Genomic DNA, 20263 nt, shown 5'->3' on the forward strand with positions numbered 1-20263 from the left:
TTATAGCCGTTCAGGGCGGGGCTAGGCGAGTCGATGTCGGGCTCCACGCGCCGTCATTGCGAGCGCAGCGAAGCAATCCAGAATCTTTCCGTGGAGGGACTCTGGATTGCTTCGCTACGCTCGCAATGACGATGTGGAAATAGTCGTGCGCAAAAACGCAGGTCTCGTGCCCCGGACGCAGCGCAGCGTCTCTTCGACGGTGCGCTGCAGAGCCGGGGCCCACGCAGCAGCGAATTGCGTGGCTTGCTGGGTCCCGGCTCTGCGGAGCGTCACTGCGTGCCGCACCGCGTCCGGGACACGAGAGCCTCTACCGCTGAATGATCTTCATCCAGACATCGCCCAGGATCGCCGGCTCGCGCGGCGGCAGATAGGTCAGGCCGGCCTGCTTGCCGAACTCTGCTATCTTGCCTTCCGCGGCAAGCTCCGTCAGCGCCTTGTTGACCGCCTCGATCAGCGCGGGCTCGCTGGCGAGCCCGACATAGCCGCGATTGGCGCCGATCGGGTAGTAGTAGCCGGACGCGGTGATCGCCGTATCGGGATGCGCGGCGCGATAGGCGTCGAAGCGGCCGAGGTCGATCAGCGACGCGTCATGGTCGCCGCGGTTGAGCGCGCCGAGCAGATCGTCGCGGCCGGGGACGAGATGCGTGATGCCGTCGATCAGGCGTCCCTTGTCGAAGGTCATCAGGATGGCATCGCCGAGCGAGCCGCTCTCGATCACGAGGCGGAGGCCGGCGAGATCGCCGATGTCGGCGATCTTGCGCCCCTGCGCCTTCGGCCCGAGCACCACCGTCATGGGCGAATAGACGTAAGGCCGGCTCGGCGCGAGCACGCCGAGCGCGACGCGGCGGCGCCGGTCATCGCGGGTGGCCCCGGCGAAGTCCGGCAGGCGCGCCGTCTTCATGCCGGGCTTGACGAGGGAATCCGTCGTCAGCGCGTAGCCGCCGACCAGCGCGCAGCGCCCGTCGGAGAGCAGTGCATTGGCCTCGAGCTGCGGGCTGGAATCCTCGTCCAGCTTGCTTTCGAACCACTGGATCTTCAGCGGCCGTCCCATCCGCTCCGCAATCGCCTGCGCCAGCAGCATGTCGAAGCCGGCGTCCGGCTTGCCCTTGTGATGCACCGAGAGCGGCGGCCGGTCCTCGTCGAGACAGATTTTCAGCGGATCATCGGCCGCATGCGCGGTGGCCGCCGCGAGCATCGCAGCAACGCTCCACACCGCGAGCCAGCGTCTCATGGCTTCCTCCGACTCGAGACGAAGGCCCAGAGATCACCGATCTCGTCGTCGTTCAGGATATCGCCCCAGGGCGGCATCTTGTTGTTCTTGCCGTTCTTCACGGTGGTGACGAAGCGCGTCTTGTCGTCGGGAAAGGCGCGCAAATCCGGCGTGATGGTGCCGGAGTTCATCATGTTCGGGCCGTGGCAGTGCGAGCATTTCGAAGCATAGGTCGACCTGCCGTGGTCAATCTGCACTTGGGTGGGATTGCCGGTTGCGTCATCCGCGGCGCGGACGGTCGCCGCAAGCGCGACCGTCAGCACCGCGACGGTGGCGATCGTCGCCACCGTCCTGTGTGATACCTCTCTCCGCATCGTGCCGTGGTTACTGCTTGACCGCAAAAACCCACAGCGAGCCGCCGGGCGGCACCTTGGCAAGCCGCTCGTCACCGGAGAACAGCGAGTAGACGCCGCCATAGCCGCTCGTGACCGCGACATACTGCACGCCGTCCTGCTGCCAGGTCACCGGTTGTCCCTCGATGCCTGAGCCGGTCTGGAACTGCCAGAGCTTCTTGCCGCTGTCGGCATCGAATGCCTCGAACTCGCCGGTCAGCGCGCCGGTGAAGACGACGCCGCCCGCGGTCGACAGCACGCCGGAGAAGCGCGGAATGTCGGCGGGAGCTTCCCACTTGGCCTTGCCGGTCATGGGATCGATCGCCTTCAGATGACCGCGCGCGCCGTCACCCCATTCCCAGAGGTCGGTGAGGTCCATGCCGAGATACCATTCACCCTGCTTGAAGGTGACGGGCTCGGTCTTGTACCTGCCGCCGAAGGCGAGGGTGTTGGCGTAGGCGAGGCCGGTCTGCGGGTTGAACGACATCGGCTCCCAGTTCTTGCCGCCGAGGATCGACGGATAGACCGTCACTTTCTTGCCTTCGCGCGCGTCCTTGCTGACATCGGTCTCGATCGGACGACCCGTCTTCATGTCGATGCCGGTCGCCCAGTTGACCTTCACGTAGGGGTTGGCCGCGAGCAGCTTTCCATTGGTGCGGTCGAGCACGTAGAAGAAGCCGTTGCGGTTGGCGTCCATCAGCACCTTGGTCGGCTTGCCCTCGACGTTCATGTCGGCGAGCACCATCTCGGCCACCGAGTCATAGTCGAACGGATTGTTCGGCGAGAACTGGTAGTGCCACTTGATCTTGCCGGTCTTGGGATCCATCGCCAGCACGGAGCAGGTGTAGAGATTGTCGCCGGGGCGAACCGCCGAATTGAACGGGCCGGGATTGCCGATGCCCCAATACACCGTGTTCAGCTCGGGATCGTACGACCCGGTGATCCAGGTCGAGCCGCCGCCGAGCTTCCAGGTGTCGCCCTTCCAGGTGTCGCCGCCGGGCTCGTCCGGCGAGGGAATCGAATGGGTGCGCCAGAGATGCTTGCCCGTCGCCGGATCCCAGCCGTCGATGAAGCCGCGGGTGCCGAACTCGGCGCCGGAGATGCCGGTGATGACGACACCGTCGGCGACCAGCGGCGCCACCGTCATCGAATAGCCTTCCTTGATGTCGGCCGCCTTCTGCCGCCACAGCTCCTTGCCGTCCTTGGCGTCGAGCGCGATCACGTTGGCATCCAACGTGGTGCGGAACACCTTGCCGTCGTAGAGCGCCGCGCCGCGATTGATGATGCCGCAGCAGACGATACGCGGCGTCTCGGCGGGATATTCGATCTTGGATTTCCAGATCTGCTTGCCGGTCTTGGCATCGACCGCCATGGTCGCGTTGTGGGAGGTCACGTAGATCACGCCCTGGTACACCAGCGGCTGCGATTCCTCGCTGCGATCGTCATTGAAGGAGTAGTTCCAGACCGGGACGAGGTTCTTGACGGTGTCCTTGTTGATCTGGTTCAGCGTCGAGAAGCGCTGCAGATTGTAGCCCATCCCATAGTTGAGAACGTTCGATGTATCGGTCGCGCCCTTGACCAGCTGCTCGGTGGTCTGTGCGTACGCACACGTCGATGCAAGCATGACGAGGCCCGCGGCCATCGCAAAGCGTTTCATCCGTTCCTCCCAATATGCGCGCCTTTTGACGCTGCGACGGCAACACTCCGCCCGAATGCAAAACGCGTCAATACGAAAGTCGTAATCGCGACGCGGATATGTTGAGCGCCGGATGCCAGTCACCTGACGGAGACCTTACAGACGACTCTCACTTGCGTGCAGGCGCTGGAAAAATTCCGCGGCATGACGCAGTGCTCGGGCACAGGTGCGGGCACCTGGGTTCCCTGAGGTTGCGGCGCGCAGGTTGTAATTCTGCTTGAACCTGGGCTCGCCTTGCCGACTTATGTTGCTCTGATCCCGCTCGAATCGGGGCTCTTGGTCTGGGAGGTCTTGATGATATCGCGTCGCTCTGTTGCACTTGCGCTCACGCTTGCAGTTCTGTCCGACCCGGCCTGGTCGGCATCCGCCGTCAAGATGTTCGATACCGACAATGACGGCACGCTCGATCTGGCCGAGGTGAAGAAGGCTGCGAGCGCGCTGTTCGCAAAGCTCGATCCCGATCACGACGGCACGCTGGACGCGCGCGAATTGCGCGGACGGTTAACGGCGAAGGAGCTCGCCGCGGCCGATCCCGATCGCGACGGAACTCTCACGCTCGACGAATATCTGTCCGTGGTGGAGCAGCGCTTCAATGCGGCCAATCCCGACAAGGACGGAACGCTGGATGCAAAGGAGCTCAACTCGCGCGCCGGCCGCGCGCTGCTGCGATTGCTGCGGTAGCGCTTGACTGGGAGCGAAGGCGATTTGCACGAGAGCGAAATTCGCAAGCAATATTCGACAGTTCGCTGTAACAGCGGTTCGATTCCAGCTTGCGCTGTGCATGATGCAGCCCTAGGTTTTGCCCCGCGCGATGTCGCGCTCAATCCCTTGGGAGACCCCGAATGGCTTGGAAAGCTCCGAAGATCGTGGAAGTGCCGGTCGGCATGGAAATCAACATGTACGCCTGCGCTGCGCGCAAGTAAGACTGACGAACCTGCCGCGGCTTCGGTGGCGAATGCCATCGGAGCCGTGGTAGTGTTCGCCGGATGCGCATTGGAGCCCACACAATTTGGATGGCGGTCGCGTGCACGGTCGCGCTCGCGCCGGCATGCGCAGGCGCCGAAGAGGGTTTTGATACCGAGCACATCTTCGGCTTCATGATCGGCACCGATGTCGGCAACGTCGGCGAGCGCGAATTTCAGACCCAGACCACGGGCCGCTTCGGCAAGGGCGGCGGCGCCTATCGTGCCCTCGCGCAGGAGGTCGAGATCGAAGTGGTGCCGCTGCCGAACTTCCGCATCGAGCTCGGCGGCACGGCCAGCCTGCACGACATCACCGGCGTCCCCGACATCGACGACCGCCGCCAGTTCAATTTCCAGGGCGCCTCGCTCGACCTGCGTTACCGCCTGCTTGATCGCGAGCGTGCCCCGTTCGGTCTCACCATCGCCGCCGACCTCCATGGCGACCGTATCGACGAGACCAGTGGCGCCAAGGGGCGGATGTACGGCACCGACTTCACGCTCGCCTTCGACCGCGATCTCGTGCCGAACTTCGTCATCGGCGCGCTCAATTTGATCTATCAGCCGGAATGGGCGCGCTTCGAGGTGGCGGGGACGTCGGAGAAGAGTTCGACCATCGGCGCGGCGTTTGCCGCCCTGGCGCGGGTGCGCCCCAACGTGCTGCTCGGCGGCGAGATGCGCTATTTCCGACAATATGAGGGCATCGGCCTCGGGGAGTTCTCAGGCCAGGCTCTGTTTGTCGGGCCGACGGCCTATTTCCAGCTATCGGAGAAGTCGCGGCTGACCCTGAGCTGGAGCATGCAGGCCTGGGGGCGCCCGGCCGGCGCGGGCGGCAATCTCGACCTCGTCAATTTCGAACGGCACCAGGCGCGGTTGGTGTTCGGGGTGAATTTTTAGCGTGCTTGCTTCGCCTCTCCTTGCGTGCGGGGAGAGGGAAACATCCGTTTCTCACCCCCGTTTGAAACTTCCCGCTCCCTGGAACGTAACCCTTCATGCTATTCTCCACCGCCCCTTGCGACAGGATCCCGGCATGAACCCGATTGACCTAGTGGTGACTGTGTGTGCGGTGCTCTCGCCTGCGACCTGCGAGGAGCAGCATCTGGTGTTCAACTATTCGGGGTCGCCCCGTCAATGCGTGATGGCCGCGCCGCCCTATATCGCGCAATGGGTCGGCGAGCATCCGAAATGGCAGGCGGTGCGCTGGCGCTGCGAATATCCGCACCCGAACGACAAGGCGTAAGTCGGGCGCGCTACTCTAAGATCCTCATGGTGAGGAGCGCGAAGCGCGTCTCGAACCATGTAGGCCCGGCTCTCGCCCGCAGCCATCCTTCGAGACGCCTGCTTCGCAGGCTCTCAGGATGAGGCGAGGTGCTTGCGGCGCGCTACTTCGTGCAGTCCTTCAGATCCTTGTCGGCGATCGAGAACACAGCATCCGCCCTGATCTCGATGTCGCGGACGATGCACTGCCGCGCATTGGGATAGCTGACCTTGGCGTCGTAGCGGCCCGGCTCGACGCCGGTGATGCGCAGCCGCTCGTCGTGGTCGACCTCCTTGTCCTTGTCGTTGAGGCACTGGTTCTGTCCCCAGTCGGTCTTGCCGGCCGGCGAGAGCTGGAAGCCGGAGATCGTTTCCGTCGTCAGATTCCAGAGCCGGATGCCCTTGCCCTTGGCCTGCGCGGCGGCTTCGCCGGCAAGCGTCAACAACGCGATCAAAGCCAGAACCCAACGCATCAGCCAGTCCTCCCAAGGGCGCGCCGTCATTCCCTGATCAGGCGCTCGCGGTTCTTTGCCTTGTCGAAATTCTTGGCGCGGTCAAGTCCGTTCGGTGCGATCAGCTTCGTCGAGACGAGATCGGCGCCGTCGAAATCGGCGTCGATGACGATGGCGCCGGTCAGATCGGCTCCGCCGAGCTGGGCGTTTTTCAGTGATGCGCCGCTCAGGTCGGCGCCCCTGAGGACGGCGAATTCGAGGTCGACGCGCGACAAATCGGCGTTGCGCGCGTTCAGCCGTTCCAGGTTGGCGGATCTCAGCACCGCGCGCATCAGCCCCATCGACTGGTTGCGCATATCGGCGCCAAGATGCGCGTCCACGATCGAGGCGCCGACCAGGCTGGCGCCGGTGAGGTCGGCAGCGATGCGCGCTCCCGACAGGTTCGCGCCGTCGAGGCGCGCGCGGGCCATTTGCGAGGCGAACAGATTGGCGCCCTTCAGGCTCGCGCCGGTCAGATCCGCATCCAGCAGCCACGCCTGATCGAGGATCGCACGGTCAAGCCTGGCGTGTCGGAGTATCGTCTTGTTGAGCCGCGCGGCGCGGAAAATTGCGTTGGACAGGTCCAGCCCCGAGAGATCGAGGCCCGACAGGCGTTTGCCGGTGAAATCGGCAGGCTGCTTTGGGCTCGCTTTGGCCAGCACGGCCTCGACCTCTGGCCTCGTCATTTCGGCCGAGACCATCGCGGGAGAGGTGAGGTCGACGTCGCGCATCATGTCCTGCGCGCTCGCCGTCATCGCGACGAGCGCGAGGCTGAGCGCTGCAAGGCCAAGCGTTGCGAAGGTGGCCGTTCGCGTCATCGTCAACTCCGCCGCCGGTCTGTCTAGCACGTCCGCCAGGCGACCGGCTATGAGACATCTCGCTCAGTGCGGTCGCCATGAATCCGTTGGGCGAGGCCGGTCTTGATCGCCGCAATCTCGGCGTCGCCGCGCCTGTCGCGCGGAATACCGATAGGCACCTCGGCCACGATCCGCGCCGGCCGTGGCGACAGGAAGAACAGCCGGTCGCCCAGGCGCACTGCATCGTCCAGGCTGTGTGTCACCAAAAGCGTCATCACTGGGCGGCTCGCCACCAGCGTCGCGATCTCGTCGCGCAGGCGGCCGGCGAGGGCGTCGTCGAGCGAGGCAAGGGGTTCGTCGAGCACCAGTAGATCGGGCTCCACCGCGAAGGCGCGCGCGAGCGCGACGCGGCGGGCAAGCCCCAGCGACAATTCGCCGGGGAAGTGGCTGCGATGGGCTTCCAGCTCCAAGATCCTGAACAGCTCGGACAGCTTGGCTTCGGTGACATCGGGCGCCGCCAGCCGCACATTCTGCTCGACCGACCGCCACGGCAGCAGCCGCGGCTCCTGGAACACCATGCCGATCCGCGCCTCCGGCGGCCGCGCGATGCGGCCTGCAAAGTCGTGGTCCAATCCCAGGATGATGCGCAGCATCGTGCTCTTGCCGCAGCCGGACGGGCCGATCAGCACGCCGACCTCGCCTGACTGAAGCGCGAACTTGACCGGCGCCAGCACCTCGTGCGTTCCGCCCGCGGCACTCCTGAAGGTCTTGCCTGTGATATCGACCTCAAGCCGCACGGGGCCGCCACCTGTTTGCGCGGGCTTCGAACGGCTGCACCAGCAAGGTCTCGATGACGAGCACGACGGCGGCGAATGTCAGCGAATAGGCCAGCAGCCGCGGTGTGTCGAACAGCTGGAAGGCAATGCCGATCTCGAAGCCGACGCCGTTCGGCCGTCCCAGCAGCTCGGCGACCAGCACGATCTTCCACACCAGCGACAATCCTGAGCGGGCCGAGGCCGCGATATAGGGCGCGAGCTGCGGCAGCACGACGTGGCGGAACGCGCGCCAGCGCGGCATCGCGAACACGCTCGCCATCTCGTCCAGCGACCGGTCGAGCGCGCGCGTACCCTCGCGCAAGGTGACGATGGCCGTCGGCAGCTTGTTGATGGCGATTGCCGCGATCGCGGCGGCTTCAGTCAGCCCGGCCCAGAGATAGGCGAGCACGATCACGACGAGCGCCGGCAAATTGAGCAGCAGGATCAGCCAGGGATCGCCGAGCCGGTCGGCAAGCTTCACCCGGCCCATCAGGTAGCCGATGGCGCTGCCGAGTGACATCGCCAAGATGAAGGCGAGCGCGACGCGGGCCAGCGTCGCCCCGAGATGCAGGAACAGCGCGCCGCTTGATGCTTCCGCGACCATCACCTGCAGCACGGCCGGCGGGGAGGGCAGTTTTGCGCCGCCGACGAGGAGCGCGGCAATCCACCAGATCACGAGAAACAGGGCGAACGACAGAAGGCGCAGCACCTCAGTCTCCGGGGATGGCGTGGTAGAAGGTGCCGGGATCGAGCTCGGCCGCGGGGCCGACGAGATCGCGGCCGCCGATCTCGGCCAGCACGCGATAGAGCACGCGTGCGTCCTTCTCCTCGTCGTCGATGCTCCGGTGCGGAATGCCGTCGCGGTAGCGCTCGCGGTAGGTCTTGAGCATGGCCGGATCGGACGTGCCGGTGAGCGGCGCGACCTTGTCCCAGGCGGGATCCGACGTCACCAGCAGCTGCTTGGCCTTGCGGGTCATCGCGATGAAGCGGGCGACGGCATCCTTGTGGCTCGCGGCCCAGCTCTCGTCGAAGACGTAGCCGACCGCAGATACCGCGCCCTTGGCGCCGAGCTTCGGCAAAATCTCCTCGATGCCGGCGAGGCGCCTGAAGCCCTTGGCCTCGAGCTGGGCACAGAAATTCCAGAAGTTGAGGCTCGCATCCATTTCGCCATCGAGTGCCTTGGCCGCGATCAGGGGCGGGGCGCCGTAGACGATGGTCGCGTCCGATTTCAGGTCGATGCCGTCCTGCTTCATCCGCGCCTGCAGCAGCAGCCAGCTCTTGTCGATCGCCCCGCCGGCGACCGCGAGTTTGCGGCCCTTGAGGTCGGCGAGCGTCTGAAGCGGCGAGGACGCCGGCACCATCACCGCGCCGAGCGCGCTGGAATAGGGATAGAAGGTGAGCTTCGCGCCGAGCGCGCGCTCGCGCGACACCCACAGCCAGTCCGACAGGATGATGTCGGCGCTGCCTGCACGCATCGCGATCTTGCCGGCTTCGGTGCTCGCGAGCTCGGTCACCTCCAGCGACAGGTCGGCCTCCTTGTCGAGGCCGGCGCTGCGGATCGCGGCCAGCTCCCAGGAGAATGTTCCGGTCTTCTGCACCGCAAGGCGGATGGTATCCGCGGCGCGGGCCGGTGCAGCCAGCGTCAGCACCAGCGTCACCGCGAGCGCCAATAGTCGTCCCAAAACTCTCGTCACCTTGTGAGCCGCTTCCTCTGACAGAATGCTTTTCAGGACAATACGCATAGCATAGCTTTGGTCGCAACCAGCGGGAGGACGCGCATGAAACTGGCCGGGCAGCTACGACCGATTGTCGCCGCATTGGCGGTATTGGCGGCGACCGCATGCGTGGCGCGGGCCGGGGAGGCCAATGACTATCCGACGTCGGCGCGCGCGGAGTACGTCTATGGCTGCATGAAGGCCAATGGCGAGAGCCGGCAGTCCATCGAGCAATGTTCCTGCTCGATCGACGTGGTCGCCTCGATCATGCCCTTTGAGCGCTATGTGACCGCAGAGACCGCGCTCAGCATGTCCCAGGTGCGCGGCAATCTCGGCGTGCAGTTTCGCACCTCGGAGCAGGCCAACTCGGCGGTGAATGATTTGCGCCGGGCGCAGGCGGAGGCTGAGGTGAGGTGTTTTTGATTTGGCACTGTCATTCCGGGGCGGGCCGCAGGGCCGAACCCGGAATCTCGAGATTCTCAGGTGCGCAATCGCGCACCGGAGTTCGCGCTTCGCGCGCCCCGGAATGACAGCAAGAAACGCAGCTAGGTCCCCGGCTTCTCCACGTCCCATTCATTCCGGAACACGTGCCCGTCCGTGTCCTTGGCTTCCGCGCGAAAACGCTTGGCGCCGTTGGAGACGTAGGTGAAGCGCAGGTTGGGATCTTCCGAGATCGAGATGCCGCCTTCCATCGACAGCACGGGGCTGTCGTCCTGCGTCAGGCTCAGCTGGTTGATGAAGAAGGCGGGAATGTAGAGCTGCGTGACCTGGTCCATCTGTAGCCCGGAATTGTTGGGATGGCCGATCATGATCTGCGCCTCGCGGACGCGGCTCGCGGGACCGTCCTCACGGGCGAATTGCCGGTAGCGCATCTGGCCGAGACGGTTCCTGGCCTCCTCGATGTTCTTTCCCGCCGGTGCCGAGCAGCCGCCGGAGGCCTTCACATAGACTTTCGAGACGTAGAGCTGGCCGTCGCTGAGCTCGGCGACCGCGTGGACGTCGGTATAGTTGTTGACGCGCACGCGGGTCGAGATTTCCGTGACATTGGCCTCCGGGCCGAGCTCGAACTTCGCGGCCATCGGCGCCGGATTGCGGTCGATCACCAGGGTGATCGAGCGGATGCGGCGGCTATCAGCCGGCGACAGCTTGCTGCGCAGGGTCACCGGCACGATCGCCGCATCCTCGGCACGATACGGCATCTCGATGCCGATGATGTCGGCACCGTCGTTCATCGGACGGTTGCTGAAGATGTCCTGCACCAGGCCCGGCCAGGGATCGTAGGCCTCCTCAGCCTGCGCCGGCAGGGCGAAGGCGATGCCGAGGAGCAGGGCGATCAGGGGCAGGCGGCGGCGTGTGCATCCCGTCATGGTTATGGTCCGGTCATGGTCCTACGCGCGAAGCAGAGTTCGGCCTGAGCGTAGCGTGCCAGCTACTCCCATTCAATTTCCGAAAATGCTGCAGTTGCGTTGCGGGCGTTGTAGTCCTCGAACAGCTGCCACTGCGGCCGCTCCGCAGCGGCCGCCTTGTCCGCGGCGGCCCGGATTGGCTCGCCGTTCTTGTTCAGTGCGCGGACGTCGGACAACAGCGTTGACAGGTAACGCCGTTCATCACTCAGCGCCGCAGGCCACTCGCTCACAGGGCCGTGACCGGGAATGACGCGCCGTGCCGGGATGGCCTCCAACGCCTTCAGCGTGGCAAGCCAGCCGCGGATGCTGCCGTCCATCACCGGAATGTGGCGGAGAAAGACGAGATCGCCTGCGAACAGGGTTTTGGTGGTCTCGTCGAATACGGTCAGATCGTTGTCGCTGTGCCCGGCCGGCCATGCCCGCAAGGTCAGGCGGCGCGAGCCAAGGTCGAGTGCCAGTGTGTCCGTGACGAGCAGGGTGGGTGGCACGATCTTCACGGGATCGATCAGCTCGCCGCCCATGATGCGTCTGAAATTGTCGAGATAGAACGGCCCGCGGCTCGCCAGCGCCTGCGGCAGCTTGCTGTGGCCGACGAAGCTGGTTCCGTCGGCTACGAAGGCGGCGTTGCCGAAGACATGGTCGGGATGGCCGTGGGTGTTGATGACGTACCGGATCGGCTTGGACGTGTGCGCTCGCACCGCCGCCAGCAGCGCCTCGCCCTCGCGAAAACTGCCGCCGGTGTCGATCACGGCCACGGCATCATCGCCGACGATGAAGCCGACATTGGCGATGTCGCCCTCGTTCTCGCGGCTCATCAGGGCGATGGTCCCGGAGTGTACGAAGATTCCCGGCGCGACTTCGCTCACAGGCAATTCGGCTGCCCCGGCGCGTGCTAGCGTCGCTGCTCCGAGGGACAAGGCTGCGATCACGAGAGCAATGCGAGACACTTTTCCGCCTCAGTTCAAAGGGTTTTCCGCATTGCACTGCAGCAAGGCGAAGCCAGCACAAAGCTTGGCAAAACATGGCGCGTCATGCGTTGCATGGATAACATTCAAACAAAACGAGGAGGAAGCGCGATGACGGAGGCCGGACGACATCGTCGCTGGTTGTTTTCACTATGGGTCCTGGTTGCATGCTGCACACTCGGCGATGTCGCCGTTGCGCAGACGAATGAGACCGGCGATCTCTCGTTCGAACTGGTCGATCCAAAGGTGCTCCGCGTCTGCGCCGACCCGCGCAATCTGCCGTTCTCCAACGAGAAGGGCGAGGGCTTCGAGAACAAGCTCGCCGAATTCCTGGCGGACAAGCTGCAGAAGAAGCTCGACTACGTGTTCTTCCCGCAGGCCACCGGCTTCGTGCGGATGACGCTGGGCGCGCATCGCTGCGACGTCATCATGGGCTTCCCGCAAGGCGACGATCTCGTGCAGGGCACCAATCCCTACTACCGCACGACCTATGCGCTCGTCGCCAAGGCCGGCAGTGGGCTCGAGGACGTCGACACGCTCGAGGACGCGCGCCTCAAGGGCAAGCACGTCGGCATCGTCGCCGGCACGCCGCCGGCGACCAACATGGCGCTTGCAGGCCTGATGGGCGACGCAAAGCCATATCCGCTGATGATCGACACGCGCTTCGACAATTCGGCGCAGGCGATGATCGACGACCTCGCCGCCGGCAAGATCGATGCCGGCGTGCTGTGGGGGCCGATGGCCGGCTACTACGCCAAGAAGGCCGGCTCTTCGCTCCATGTCACGCCGCTGGTGAAGGAAACGACGGGCCCGAAGTTGGTCTATCGCATCGGCATGGGCGTGCGGCCCGCCGATCAGAACTGGAAGCGGCAGCTCAACAAGCTGATCCAGGAGAACCAGGGCGAGATCAACAAGATCCTGCTCGACTTCGGCGTGCCGCTGCTGGACGAGAGCGACCGGCCGCTCGGTGCGGAGACCGCCAAGAAGACGCCATGAGACAGCGTCTTGCCGCTGTGCTGGTTGCCGCCATTCTGGCGGTGCCGGCATTCGCGCAGCAGCAGGAGCCGTTCGAGCCCGAGGGCTATCGCACTGATAATTACCGCGCGCCGGTGCCGGCGACGCTTGCTGGCGCGCGCGTGCTCACCACAGCTGACGCCGAGGCCATATGGCGCGCGAAAAGCGGCGTGTTCATCGACGTAATGCCGCGTCCGCCGAAGCCGAAGAACCTGCCCGAGGGCACGGTGTGGCGCGATGCCCCGCGCAGGAACATTCCGGGCAGCCTGTGGCTGCCCGATTCCGGTTACGGCAATTTGCCGCCGGCCATGGACGATTATCTCCGGCGCGGCCTCGCGGCTGCCTCGCGCGGCGACAAGGCCGCGCTGCTGGTGATCTATTGCCTCGCCGATTGCTGGATGTCCTGGAACGCCGCCAAGCGCGCCTTGGCTTACGGCTATTCCAACATCGCCTGGTATCCTGACGGCACCGACGGCTGGGAGCACGCGAAGCTTCCGACGGAAGACGCGCAGCCGGAGCCTCGGCCGGAGCAGTGATGCAGGAGGCTGTGGCCACGTTGCAGGTCCGCTCCCTCGCGCCGCTTGCAGAGTGGGGGGAGTCTCCGCGGGGGAGGTGTCAGAGAGAGACGCAGCCTTCTCCGCGTCATTGCGAGCGCAGCGAAGCAATCCAGAGTCCCTCCGCGGAAAGATGCTGGATTGCTTCGCTGCGCTCGCAATGACGTTGTGGGCAGAGCGCTACGTGCGAATTCCGGCCTCTCCCCGCGGCGGGGAGAGGCGAAGAGATCACCTTACTGCTTCTGCAGCTTCGTCAGCGTCCCCGTGCCGTTGGTGTCGGTCGCCGAGTACGTCACCCTGTCGCCGGCATGAACCGCATCCAGCATTGCGGCATCCTTGGTTTTGTACTCCTGGAGCGCGCCGGCGCCGCCGGCGCTGGTGCCGACCGTGCCTTTCTGGGTCTGCTGGATCGAAATCGTGCCGTTGAGCCGATCGATCCGCGTGACCATTCCGGTCATGTCGTCAGCGAGAGCGCTGGATGCGAGCATGCAGAGGGCCGCAGCGCCCGCGAAGATGAATCTTGTTGTTCCCATCGAGGTCTCCCGACGTCTGGAGTTGACTTCGACAAGCCATCATAAATCGGTTTGGTTCCGGCACATAGCGCGGCAAAAAGTTAACGTTCCCGAGGCGATCGCGGGAACTTTTCGTGAGCCGTCAGCTTGGCTGACGCTATTCCATTTCCTGCTGGATCACGCGGCCGAGCGCGAACAGGCGCTGGTCGATCGAGGTCGGAACCTCGCAGACGAAGCGCACCACCTTGTGCCGGTCCTCAAAGATGCGGGTCTTCCAGATCAGCTCGTTGCTGAGCGCCTCGACCTTGGCTTCGTCGCGCGGTGTCGCGCCCTGCAGCGCCTGGAGCTGAAGCGTTTCCTCGCGGATCTTGTCGGCGGCGTCGCGCTGCTTGCGGCTGACGCGCTCGAGCCCGAGTATGACCTGGGAGCGCTGGGCGTTGAGCGTGTCGAACAGGCCGGCGAACAGCAGCTTGGCGTTCGCGGACTTGTCGGCGGCGGAGCCGCTCAGGAACTCCCTCACTGATTTCTCGGCCTCATCCAGCGGAGTCTTGCGCGCCGCCAGCTTCGAGACCAGCGCGCTGACCTTGGCGTCGTCCTTCCATTTGGTCTCGGCGTCACCGAGCGCAGGACCGGCCCAGACAGCGGCAAGCGAGATCTCCGGCACTTTTGCCTGTGTGCAGGGCCAGTCCGGATAGCGCGGATCGGCCGCGCGCGCGGCCGTGCTCGCAAGCGCAAGCGCCAGAACAGCCGTCGCCAGAACCCGAACCGTCATCCTTCGCCTCCCGCGGGCCCTCGCCGCGCCAGCCCGCGCGAGGGATCATAGGCCAGAATTGCGCCGATCATGAAGACGATTGTGCAGGCTGCGACCACCGCCAGCGAAATCCAGTTGATTTGCCCGTAGAGTGCAAAACGTATCAGCTCGACCGCATGGGTGAACGGATTGGCCACGCAGAGATAGTAGAGATAGGGGCTGCCCTCCTCCACCCGCCAGAGCGGGTAGAGCGCGGAGGAGGCGAAGAACATCGGGAAGATCACGAAGTTCATCACGCCGGCGAAGTTCTCCAGCTGCTTGATGCCCGACGAGATCAGCATGCCGAGCGATCCCAGCATCAGCCCCGACAGGATCAACGCCGGCAGCACCGTGAGATAGCCCGACGGCGGCGGCGTGATGTCCCAGAACCAGGCGATCAGCAGGAACGCATAGACCTGGAGCAGCGACACCGCTGTGCCCGCAAGCAGCTTGCAGAACAACAGGAAGCCGCGCGGCAATGGGCTCACCAGCAGCGTGCGCATGTTGCCCATCTCGCGGTCATAGACCATCGACAGCGAGGACTGCATGCCGTTGAAGAGCTGGATCATCGCCATCAGCCCCGGCGCGATATAGACCTCGTAGAGGATGTAGGTCTCGTAGGGCGGGATGATGGAGATGCCGAGCACCTGGCGGAAACCGGCGGCGAAGATGAAGAGCCACACCAGCGGCCGCACCAGCGCCGAGACGAAGCGCTCGCGCTGATGCAGGAAGCGCAGGCCCTCGCGCCAGACGATGCCGGTGAGGCAGGTCATGTACTCCTGTAACGAGAAGCCGCGCGGCGCATCGCGCGTGGTGATGCTGCTCATGCGCCGCCTCCCGGCATGGTTTGCGCGCCGGTCAGGCGCATGAAGGCGGTGTTGACGTCCTGCGCGCTGGCCTCCGCGATGACGCGGCTCATCGGCCCCTGCGCCAGCACCTTGCCCTGATGCAGCACCACGAGATCGTCGCCGGCCATGATCTCGTCGAACAGATGCGTGGCCCAGAGCACGCCGATGCCTTGCTCGGTCACGAGCTGGCGGACATGGCTGATGATGTCGGCGCGCGCCTTGACGTCGAGGCCGACGGTCGGCTCGTCCAGCAGGAGCAGGCGCGGCCGGTGCAAGAGCGCACGTGCGATTTCCAGCCGCCGCATCTGGCCGCCCGAGAGGTCGCGGACCTTGCTTCCGGCGCGATCGGAAAGCCCGATGCGGCCGAGCAGCTCCGCGCTGCGCGCTGAGGCCTCGCGGCGGCTAATGCCGTGGAGCGCAGCGTGATAGAGCAGATTCTGCGTCAGCGACAGGTCGAGATCGAGCGTGCGCGGCTGGAACACGACCCCGAGCAGCCGCAGCGCCTCGCCGGGACTTTTGCTGACGTCATGCCCGAAAATGCCGACGCGGCCGCTCTGAATGCCGAACAGCCGCGTGATGAGCGAGAACAGCGTGCTCTTGCCGGCACCGTTGAGCCCGAGCAGCGCCGTAAAACTCGCAGGCTGCACGTTGAAGGATACGTCCATCAGCGCGCGCCGCGGGCCGTAAGAATGGCTGACGCCGTCGATCGACAGCGCCGGCACCACGACCGCATCAGGCTTCGGCGTCTCGCGTGGTTCGGTGATGAGGGCAGGGCTGGTCATGGCGCGATCGTGATGCCCCAGGGCAGTTCGCCCACCTGAATGGTCTTGATCACCTTTTGCGCGGCAACGTCGATGACGGAGACGTCGTTCGACACGCCGTTGGTGGTGAGCAGGTATTTTTCGTCAGGCGTGAATGCCATGTGCCAGACGCGCTGCCCGACCAGCAAATATTTCGTCACCTTGCGCGAGGCGACATCGACCACGGCGATGCGGTTGGCGGGGCCGAGCGCGACGAAGGCGGTCTTGTCGTCTTTGGTCATGCCGATGCCGACCGGCTGAATCGCCTCCTTCCGCAAGCCCGGGATCTCGAATGTGACCTTGCCGATCACCTCGTGCTTTTTTGGATCGATCACCGACACGGTGCCGCCGATCTCCGAGGACACCCAGACTTCCGAAGAGTCATGCTTGAATTCGGCAAAGCGCGGCCGCGCATCGACCAGCACATTGGCGACGATCTGGCGCGACGAAGTGTCGATGAAATGCGCCATGTTGGTGGTCTCGGACGTGTTGATCAGCGTTTTGCCGTCAGGGCTGATGGTCATGCCCTCGGGCTCGACGCCGACCTGGATGTCGCCGAGGCGCGCGCGCTTCTCGAGGTCGATCACCGTCACCGTGTTGTCGTTCTCGTTCGCGACATAGAGGACTTTTCCCGCGGCATCCTGCGCGAATAATTCCGGGTCGGGGCCGGAGGGCAGGCTGTCCACCACGGCCTGCGTCTTGGCGTCGATCACCTGGATGGTGTCGTCGTCGCCGACCGCGACCATCACGAACTTGCCGTCGCGCGTGAAATCGATGCCGCGCGGGCGCTGGCCGACCTTGATGGTCTTGGTCACGGTCCAGCTGTCGGTATCGATCACCGAGACCGTGTTGCTCTTCTCGTTCGAGACATAGGCGATGAACGCATGCGCGGGCGTGGCGGCGAGCGCGAGAGCCAACAGCAACGGCGCCCGTAGCATGCGCGACATCTGTCCGCGAGCTGTCTTCACCTCCCCCGCTTGCGGGGGAGGTCGTATCGCATCGCTAGATGCGATACGGGAGAGGGCTCTCTCCTCTTGGGTGTTATCGCGCGTGGAGACACCCTCTCCCCAACCCTCCCCCGCAGGCGGGGGAGGGAGCGCAGCGTCGTCGCGGCGAGGGCTCGATCTCATCACATCGCTCATTTCAGCTTGCATTTGCTCTCCGGGCGATCGTAGCCGAGCGTGTCGAGCTCGGAGACCTGGTGCAGGAATCCTTCCTGCGGCGACACCGACACCACCATGCGGCCGTCGACCAGCAGAATGGGCTGGCGCAGTTGCAGATTCCAGTCGCGTAAGGTGAGCCGCGTGCCCTTGAAGGCGGCGACCGAGAAGTCCGGGCCCTTGATGAAGTCGGTGACCTTCTTGACGTCGCCGGAATTGGTGCGCGAGGTGGCTTCCCCGATCATGCGCACCGCAGTCCAGGCCTGCATGTCGAGCGCAGTCATGCGCCGCGCGTTCAGCTTGATGAAGCGGTTCTGCATCTGGATCGCGCCCCACTGGTCCTGCGAAGCGTCCCAGCTGCGGGGCACGAGGCCGGCCGAGCCCGCGACCGGCCGCGGATCCCAGGTGCGATAGGGCAGGTAGGCGCCGAACACTTCGCTCTCGTCGGCAGCGACCAGCACGTCGTAGGCGGGCGCCTGTTGCGTGAACACCGGCATCTGCCGCTGGATCTGCGTGACACCGGAGTCGGTGCGCCGCGCGCCGCCCTTGTCCTCGAAGGTCCGCTCCTGCACGATCTTCGCGCCGAACCGCGTCGCGGTGCGCCGGAGCGCGTCGGCGAACAGCTTGTCCTCGTCATGCGAGCCGACCACCAGAAGCCAGCGTGACCACTTCTTCCACACCAGATATTGGCCGAGCGCGTCCGCCAGCATCGCGCGCGTCGGTGCGGTGTGGATGACGTTGGCGCGGCAATCGGCCTCGCGCAGCCGCTCATCGATCGCCCCGGCGTTGAACAGCAGCGTGCCGCGCTCGCGCAGGGCGTCGGCTACCTTCAGGAGCGCATCGGCCGGCAGGTCGGCGATGATGAAGCCATTCTTTTCGGCGAGCGCGGTTGCGGCCTGGACAGGATCCTCGCCTTCCCTGATGCGTCGCTCCTCCAGGGCAAACCGCTGGCCCGTGAATTTTCCGGTGGTGTTGTTGTCCTCGATGGCAAGGCGCGCGCCGGCGACGCCGTCATTTTCGGCGGGCTGCTCGACCAGCGACAGCGTCGATCTGGTGCCGGCGATTCCGAGATAGCCGACGCCGATCGTGACAGGGTCGGCCGCGAGCGCGCTCGTCGCGGCAAGACTCCAGCCGACCAGGCCGACCAACCATCGGATCATATTTCCTCCAGGCGTTCTCCCCGGCTTGACCGCCGGTGGAGAATTGTTTCTGCTTCAAGCATGACCGATTTGTCAGGGCATGCAACCCCGCATTTCGTCGTCGCGGCGAGAGGAGGCGGAATCACGATCATGCGAGCGCTGACATGTTTCATCGCTTTGCTGTTGACGGGCTCGGCTGCATTCGCCGACCCGCCGAAGCTGGCCGTGTTCGATTTCGAGCTGATCGACACCAGCCTGCCCGGCGAGTTCTACGGCTCCAAGCCGGAAGAGGCGCGGCTCCAGCGCATCAGCGAGCAGCTGCGCAAGGAATTGGCAGAGTCGGGCAAGTTCCAGGTGCTCGACATCGCGCCGGTCAGGGACGCCGCCCGTCATGCCAATTTGCAGGCCTGTGGCGGCTGCGACCTCAAGCTTGCCGGCCAGCTCGGCGCCGAGCTCGAGATCACCGGTATGGTGCAGAAGGTCTCGAACCTGATCATCAATCTCAACGTCTATCTGCGCGACGTGAAGACCGGCAGCATGATCACGGCCGCTAGCGCCGACATGCGCGGCAACACGGACGAATCCTGGACGCGCACGATGAGCTACCTGATCCGCAACCGCCTGCTGGCGCCGAATTACGGCAAGCCGGAGTAGGGGTTGTTGACCCTCCCCTGGAGGGGGAGGGTCGATCGCGCGAAGCGCGAGCGGGGTGGGGTGACAGTCTCTCCCTTGAAGCGGTGCCCGAGTGGAGAGATCACCCCACCCCGCTTCACCTCTCGCTTCGCTCGATGCGAAGCGACCCTCCCCCTCCAGGGGAGGGTAAGAAAGATCACGCCGTCAATCTTGCAGCATGCCAGTGCAGATGATCGCTCATGAAGGTCGAGATGAAATAATAGCTGTGGTCATACCCCGCCTGGCGCCGCAGGGTCAGCGGGATGTTGGCCTTGCTGCAGGCGGCGTCCAGCAGCTCCGGCTTGAGCTGCTCCTTCAGGAAATTGTCGGCATCGCCATAGTCGACCAGGAAGCCGGAAAATTTCGCACCGTCCTCGATCAGCGCCACGGTGTCGTGGTTGCGCCAGGCATCCTTGTTCGGCCCGAGATAGCCGGTCAGGGCCTTGATGCCCCAGGGCACCTGCGAGGGCGCCACGATCGGCGCGAAGGCGCTCGCGGCGCGAAAACGGTGCGGGTTGCGCAGCGCCACCGTCAGCGCGCCATGGCCGCCCATCGAATGCCCCATCACCGACTGCCGCTTGGCATCGACGGGAAAGTTCTCCGCCACGAGCTTGGGGAGCTCGTCCGTGACATAGCTCCACATGCGATAGTTGCGCGCGAACGGCTCCTGCGTGGCGTCGACATAGAAGCCGGCGCCGAGACCGAAATCATAGGCGTTGTTGGCATCACCGGGCACGTCGGGCCCCCGCGGGGAGGTGTCGGGCGCGACGAAGATCAAGCCGAGCTCGGCGCAGGCCTCGCGGAATTCGCCCTTCTCGGTGACGTTCGCATGCGTGCAGGTGAGGCCGGAAAGGTACCAGATCACGGGCAGCTTGGCGCCGTCGGCATGCGGCGGAACATAGACCGAGAACACCATGTCGGTGCCGGTCGCCTGGCTCGCATGGCGATAGACGCCCTGCACGCCGCCGTAGGATTTGTTGGTCGAGACAGTCTGAATCGTCATGCCCTTAGCTCCAGTGGCACTTAACCACATCAACATTGCAACGCTTGTGTGACCGAATTTGCGGCGGC

Annotated in this window: 24 protein-coding genes and 1 pseudogene; 8 read left to right on the top strand and 17 right to left on the bottom strand. The window is 64.9% G+C overall.

The features are described from left to right. Nucleotides 1-307: 307 nt before the first annotated feature. The 3 genes from N2603_RS14070 to N2603_RS14080 are packed head-to-tail and all read right to left on the bottom strand — an operon-like array spanning nt 308 to nt 3259. Nucleotides 308-1231, bottom strand: coding sequence for a substrate-binding periplasmic protein (locus N2603_RS14070; RefSeq protein ID WP_260389278.1), 924 nt, complete (start codon nt 1229-1231; stop codon nt 308-310). Continuing rightward, a complete protein-coding gene (locus tag N2603_RS14075) occupies nt 1228-1584 on the bottom strand; it encodes a c-type cytochrome (protein WP_260389279.1) in 357 nt (118 codons plus the stop codon). The genes N2603_RS14070 and N2603_RS14075 overlap by 4 nt, the downstream gene beginning before the upstream one ends. 10 nt (nt 1585-1594) lie before the next feature. After that, complete coding sequence (locus tag N2603_RS14080; protein WP_260389280.1) at nt 1595-3259, bottom strand: methanol/ethanol family PQQ-dependent dehydrogenase; 1665 nt, start codon at nt 3257-3259, stop codon at nt 1595-1597. A 333-nt stretch (nt 3260-3592) separates the two neighbouring features. On the opposite strand from N2603_RS14080, the gene N2603_RS14085 reads away from it, so the two are divergent. The 4 genes and pseudogenes from N2603_RS14085 (at nt 3593) to N2603_RS14100 (ending at nt 5497) form a co-directional block, all read left to right on the top strand. Beyond that, nucleotides 3593-3979 carry a lanmodulin LanM gene (locus tag N2603_RS14085; protein WP_260389281.1) on the top strand — a complete coding sequence of 129 codons (387 nt, stop codon included), beginning with the start codon at nt 3593-3595 and terminating at the stop codon, nt 3977-3979. A 161-nt stretch (nt 3980-4140) separates the two neighbouring features. Continuing rightward, nucleotides 4141-4221 (top strand): pyrroloquinoline quinone precursor peptide PqqA, encoded by an 81-nt coding sequence (pqqA, locus tag N2603_RS14090; protein WP_012029362.1) that lies wholly within the window; start codon nt 4141-4143, stop codon nt 4219-4221. Between the two features lie 25 nt (nt 4222-4246). Further along, nucleotides 4247-5154: pseudogene (locus tag N2603_RS14095) on the top strand (hypothetical protein). Between the two features lie 133 nt (nt 5155-5287). Further along, the gene (locus N2603_RS14100) at nt 5288-5497 is read left to right on the top strand and encodes a hypothetical protein (RefSeq protein ID WP_018642677.1); all 210 of its coding nucleotides are present in this window, start codon (nt 5288-5290) and stop codon (nt 5495-5497) included. A gap of 142 nt (nt 5498-5639) precedes the next feature. Here the strand turns inward: N2603_RS14100 and N2603_RS14105 are convergent, their stop codons facing one another. From N2603_RS14105 to N2603_RS14125, 5 genes are read right to left on the bottom strand one after another with little or no spacing between them, the layout of a single operon-like run. Beyond that, on the bottom strand, nt 5640-5987 hold the full coding sequence (locus N2603_RS14105; RefSeq protein WP_260389283.1) for a hypothetical protein: 348 nt from the start codon (nt 5985-5987) through the stop codon (nt 5640-5642). 26 nt (nt 5988-6013) lie between these two features. Further along, on the bottom strand, nt 6014-6823 hold the full coding sequence (locus N2603_RS14110) for a pentapeptide repeat-containing protein (RefSeq protein ID WP_260389284.1): 810 nt from the start codon (nt 6821-6823) through the stop codon (nt 6014-6016). Between the two features lie 47 nt (nt 6824-6870). Next, nucleotides 6871-7599 (bottom strand): ABC transporter ATP-binding protein, encoded by a 729-nt coding sequence (locus N2603_RS14115; protein ID WP_018642680.1) that lies wholly within the window; start codon nt 7597-7599, stop codon nt 6871-6873. Further along, entirely contained in the window at nt 7589-8326 is a 738-nt protein-coding gene (locus N2603_RS14120) for an ABC transporter permease (protein WP_260389285.1), read from the bottom strand. Before N2603_RS14120 ends, N2603_RS14115 begins: the two co-directional genes overlap by 11 nt. A gap of 1 nt (nt 8327) precedes the next feature. Beyond that, the gene (locus tag N2603_RS14125; protein WP_260389286.1) at nt 8328-9359 is read right to left on the bottom strand and encodes an ABC transporter substrate-binding protein; all 1032 of its coding nucleotides are present in this window, start codon (nt 9357-9359) and stop codon (nt 8328-8330) included. Nucleotides 9360-9395: 36 nt separating this feature from the next. Between N2603_RS14125 and N2603_RS14130 the strand changes: the two genes are divergently transcribed. After that, nucleotides 9396-9755, top strand: a complete 360-nt coding sequence (locus N2603_RS14130; RefSeq protein ID WP_260389287.1) for a hypothetical protein — start codon at nt 9396-9398, stop codon at nt 9753-9755. Between the two features lie 122 nt (nt 9756-9877). On the opposite strand, the gene N2603_RS14135 is transcribed toward N2603_RS14130, so the two are convergent. Together N2603_RS14135 and N2603_RS14140 are read right to left on the bottom strand one after the other, a co-directional pair. Continuing rightward, nucleotides 9878-10699 (bottom strand): quinoprotein dehydrogenase-associated SoxYZ-like carrier, encoded by an 822-nt coding sequence (locus N2603_RS14135; RefSeq protein ID WP_260389288.1) that lies wholly within the window; start codon nt 10697-10699, stop codon nt 9878-9880. Between the two features lie 62 nt (nt 10700-10761). Continuing rightward, nucleotides 10762-11685 carry a quinoprotein relay system zinc metallohydrolase 2 gene (locus N2603_RS14140; RefSeq protein WP_260389289.1) on the bottom strand — a complete coding sequence of 308 codons (924 nt, stop codon included), beginning with the start codon at nt 11683-11685 and terminating at the stop codon, nt 10762-10764. Nucleotides 11686-11814: 129 nt separating this feature from the next. On the opposite strand from N2603_RS14140, the gene N2603_RS14145 reads away from it, so the two are divergent. After that, complete coding sequence (locus tag N2603_RS14145; RefSeq protein WP_026311944.1) at nt 11815-12699, top strand: substrate-binding domain-containing protein; 885 nt, start codon at nt 11815-11817, stop codon at nt 12697-12699. Next, the gene (locus tag N2603_RS14150) at nt 12696-13253 is read left to right on the top strand and encodes a PQQ-dependent catabolism-associated CXXCW motif protein (RefSeq protein ID WP_260389290.1); all 558 of its coding nucleotides are present in this window, start codon (nt 12696-12698) and stop codon (nt 13251-13253) included. Before N2603_RS14145 ends, N2603_RS14150 begins: the two co-directional genes overlap by 4 nt. A 251-nt stretch (nt 13254-13504) precedes the next feature. Here N2603_RS14150 and N2603_RS14155 read toward each other — a convergent pair whose 3' ends face one another. From N2603_RS14155 to N2603_RS14180, 6 genes are all read right to left on the bottom strand, one after another. Continuing rightward, nucleotides 13505-13804: a copper-binding protein gene (locus N2603_RS14155; RefSeq protein WP_260389291.1), complete on the bottom strand. Its 300-nt coding sequence runs from the start codon at nt 13802-13804 to the stop codon at nt 13505-13507. 136 nt (nt 13805-13940) lie between these two features. Further along, on the bottom strand, nt 13941-14555 hold the full coding sequence (locus N2603_RS14160; protein ID WP_260389292.1) for a hypothetical protein: 615 nt from the start codon (nt 14553-14555) through the stop codon (nt 13941-13943). Then, nucleotides 14552-15400, bottom strand: coding sequence for an ABC transporter permease (locus N2603_RS14165; protein ID WP_260389293.1), 849 nt, complete (start codon nt 15398-15400; stop codon nt 14552-14554). Before N2603_RS14165 ends, N2603_RS14160 begins: the two co-directional genes overlap by 4 nt. Further along, nucleotides 15397-16203 (bottom strand): ABC transporter ATP-binding protein, encoded by an 807-nt coding sequence (locus N2603_RS14170; RefSeq protein ID WP_260389294.1) that lies wholly within the window; start codon nt 16201-16203, stop codon nt 15397-15399. The genes N2603_RS14165 and N2603_RS14170 overlap by 4 nt, the downstream gene beginning before the upstream one ends. After that, nucleotides 16200-17168 (bottom strand): YVTN family beta-propeller repeat protein, encoded by a 969-nt coding sequence (locus tag N2603_RS14175; RefSeq protein WP_260424195.1) that lies wholly within the window; start codon nt 17166-17168, stop codon nt 16200-16202. Before N2603_RS14175 ends, N2603_RS14170 begins: the two co-directional genes overlap by 4 nt. A 191-nt stretch (nt 17169-17359) precedes the next feature. Then, nucleotides 17360-18541: an ABC transporter substrate-binding protein gene (locus N2603_RS14180; RefSeq protein ID WP_260389295.1), complete on the bottom strand. Its 1182-nt coding sequence runs from the start codon at nt 18539-18541 to the stop codon at nt 17360-17362. Between the two features lie 60 nt (nt 18542-18601). Here N2603_RS14180 and N2603_RS14185 point away from each other — a divergent pair, with 60 nt between their 5' ends. Then, nucleotides 18602-19174, top strand: coding sequence for a DUF3280 domain-containing protein (locus N2603_RS14185; protein ID WP_260389296.1), 573 nt, complete (start codon nt 18602-18604; stop codon nt 19172-19174). 175 nt (nt 19175-19349) lie between these two features. Here the strand turns inward: N2603_RS14185 and fghA are convergent, their stop codons facing one another. Next, nucleotides 19350-20195, bottom strand: a complete 846-nt coding sequence (fghA, locus tag N2603_RS14190) for an S-formylglutathione hydrolase (protein WP_260389297.1) — start codon at nt 20193-20195, stop codon at nt 19350-19352. Nucleotides 20196-20263 lie beyond the last annotated feature (68 nt).

This window comes from Bradyrhizobium huanghuaihaiense, from assembly GCF_025200885.1.
In the GTDB taxonomy this organism is placed as follows: Bacteria; Pseudomonadota; Alphaproteobacteria; order Rhizobiales; family Xanthobacteraceae; genus Bradyrhizobium; species Bradyrhizobium huanghuaihaiense.

What these genes read in the sequence shown, in the direction of transcription:
- N2603_RS14075 (WP_260389279.1), bottom strand. Translation starts at nt 1,584, where the DNA reads ATGCGGAGAGAGGTATCACACAGGACGGTGGCGACGATCGCCACCGTC.
- N2603_RS14185 (WP_260389296.1), top strand. Translation starts at nt 18,602, where the DNA reads ATGACCGATTTGTCAGGGCATGCAACCCCGCATTTCGTCGTCGCGGCG.
- N2603_RS14080 (WP_260389280.1), bottom strand. Translation starts at nt 3,259, where the DNA reads ATGAAACGCTTTGCGATGGCCGCGGGCCTCGTCATGCTTGCATCGACG.
- N2603_RS14150 (WP_260389290.1), top strand. Translation starts at nt 12,696, where the DNA reads ATGAGACAGCGTCTTGCCGCTGTGCTGGTTGCCGCCATTCTGGCGGTG.
- N2603_RS14125 (WP_260389286.1), bottom strand. Translation starts at nt 9,359, where the DNA reads ATGCGTATTGTCCTGAAAAGCATTCTGTCAGAGGAAGCGGCTCACAAG.
- N2603_RS14085 (WP_260389281.1), top strand. Translation starts at nt 3,593, where the DNA reads ATGATATCGCGTCGCTCTGTTGCACTTGCGCTCACGCTTGCAGTTCTG.
- N2603_RS14110 (WP_260389284.1), bottom strand. Translation starts at nt 6,823, where the DNA reads ATGACGCGAACGGCCACCTTCGCAACGCTTGGCCTTGCAGCGCTCAGC.
- N2603_RS14155 (WP_260389291.1), bottom strand. Translation starts at nt 13,804, where the DNA reads ATGGGAACAACAAGATTCATCTTCGCGGGCGCTGCGGCCCTCTGCATG.
- N2603_RS14175 (WP_260424195.1), bottom strand. Translation starts at nt 17,168, where the DNA reads ATGTCGCGCATGCTACGGGCGCCGTTGCTGTTGGCTCTCGCGCTCGCC.
- pqqA (WP_012029362.1), top strand. Translation starts at nt 4,141, where the DNA reads ATGGCTTGGAAAGCTCCGAAGATCGTGGAAGTGCCGGTCGGCATGGAA.
- N2603_RS14135 (WP_260389288.1), bottom strand. Translation starts at nt 10,699, where the DNA reads ATGACGGGATGCACACGCCGCCGCCTGCCCCTGATCGCCCTGCTCCTC.
- N2603_RS14165 (WP_260389293.1), bottom strand. Translation starts at nt 15,400, where the DNA reads ATGAGCAGCATCACCACGCGCGATGCGCCGCGCGGCTTCTCGTTACAG.
- N2603_RS14145 (WP_026311944.1), top strand. Translation starts at nt 11,815, where the DNA reads ATGACGGAGGCCGGACGACATCGTCGCTGGTTGTTTTCACTATGGGTC.
- N2603_RS14170 (WP_260389294.1), bottom strand. Translation starts at nt 16,203, where the DNA reads ATGACCAGCCCTGCCCTCATCACCGAACCACGCGAGACGCCGAAGCCT.
- N2603_RS14070 (WP_260389278.1), bottom strand. Translation starts at nt 1,231, where the DNA reads ATGAGACGCTGGCTCGCGGTGTGGAGCGTTGCTGCGATGCTCGCGGCG.
- N2603_RS14160 (WP_260389292.1), bottom strand. Translation starts at nt 14,555, where the DNA reads ATGACGGTTCGGGTTCTGGCGACGGCTGTTCTGGCGCTTGCGCTTGCG.
- N2603_RS14130 (WP_260389287.1), top strand. Translation starts at nt 9,396, where the DNA reads ATGAAACTGGCCGGGCAGCTACGACCGATTGTCGCCGCATTGGCGGTA.
- N2603_RS14105 (WP_260389283.1), bottom strand. Translation starts at nt 5,987, where the DNA reads ATGCGTTGGGTTCTGGCTTTGATCGCGTTGTTGACGCTTGCCGGCGAA.
- N2603_RS14100 (WP_018642677.1), top strand. Translation starts at nt 5,288, where the DNA reads ATGAACCCGATTGACCTAGTGGTGACTGTGTGTGCGGTGCTCTCGCCT.
- N2603_RS14180 (WP_260389295.1), bottom strand. Translation starts at nt 18,541, where the DNA reads ATGATCCGATGGTTGGTCGGCCTGGTCGGCTGGAGTCTTGCCGCGACG.
- fghA (WP_260389297.1), bottom strand. Translation starts at nt 20,195, where the DNA reads ATGACGATTCAGACTGTCTCGACCAACAAATCCTACGGCGGCGTGCAG.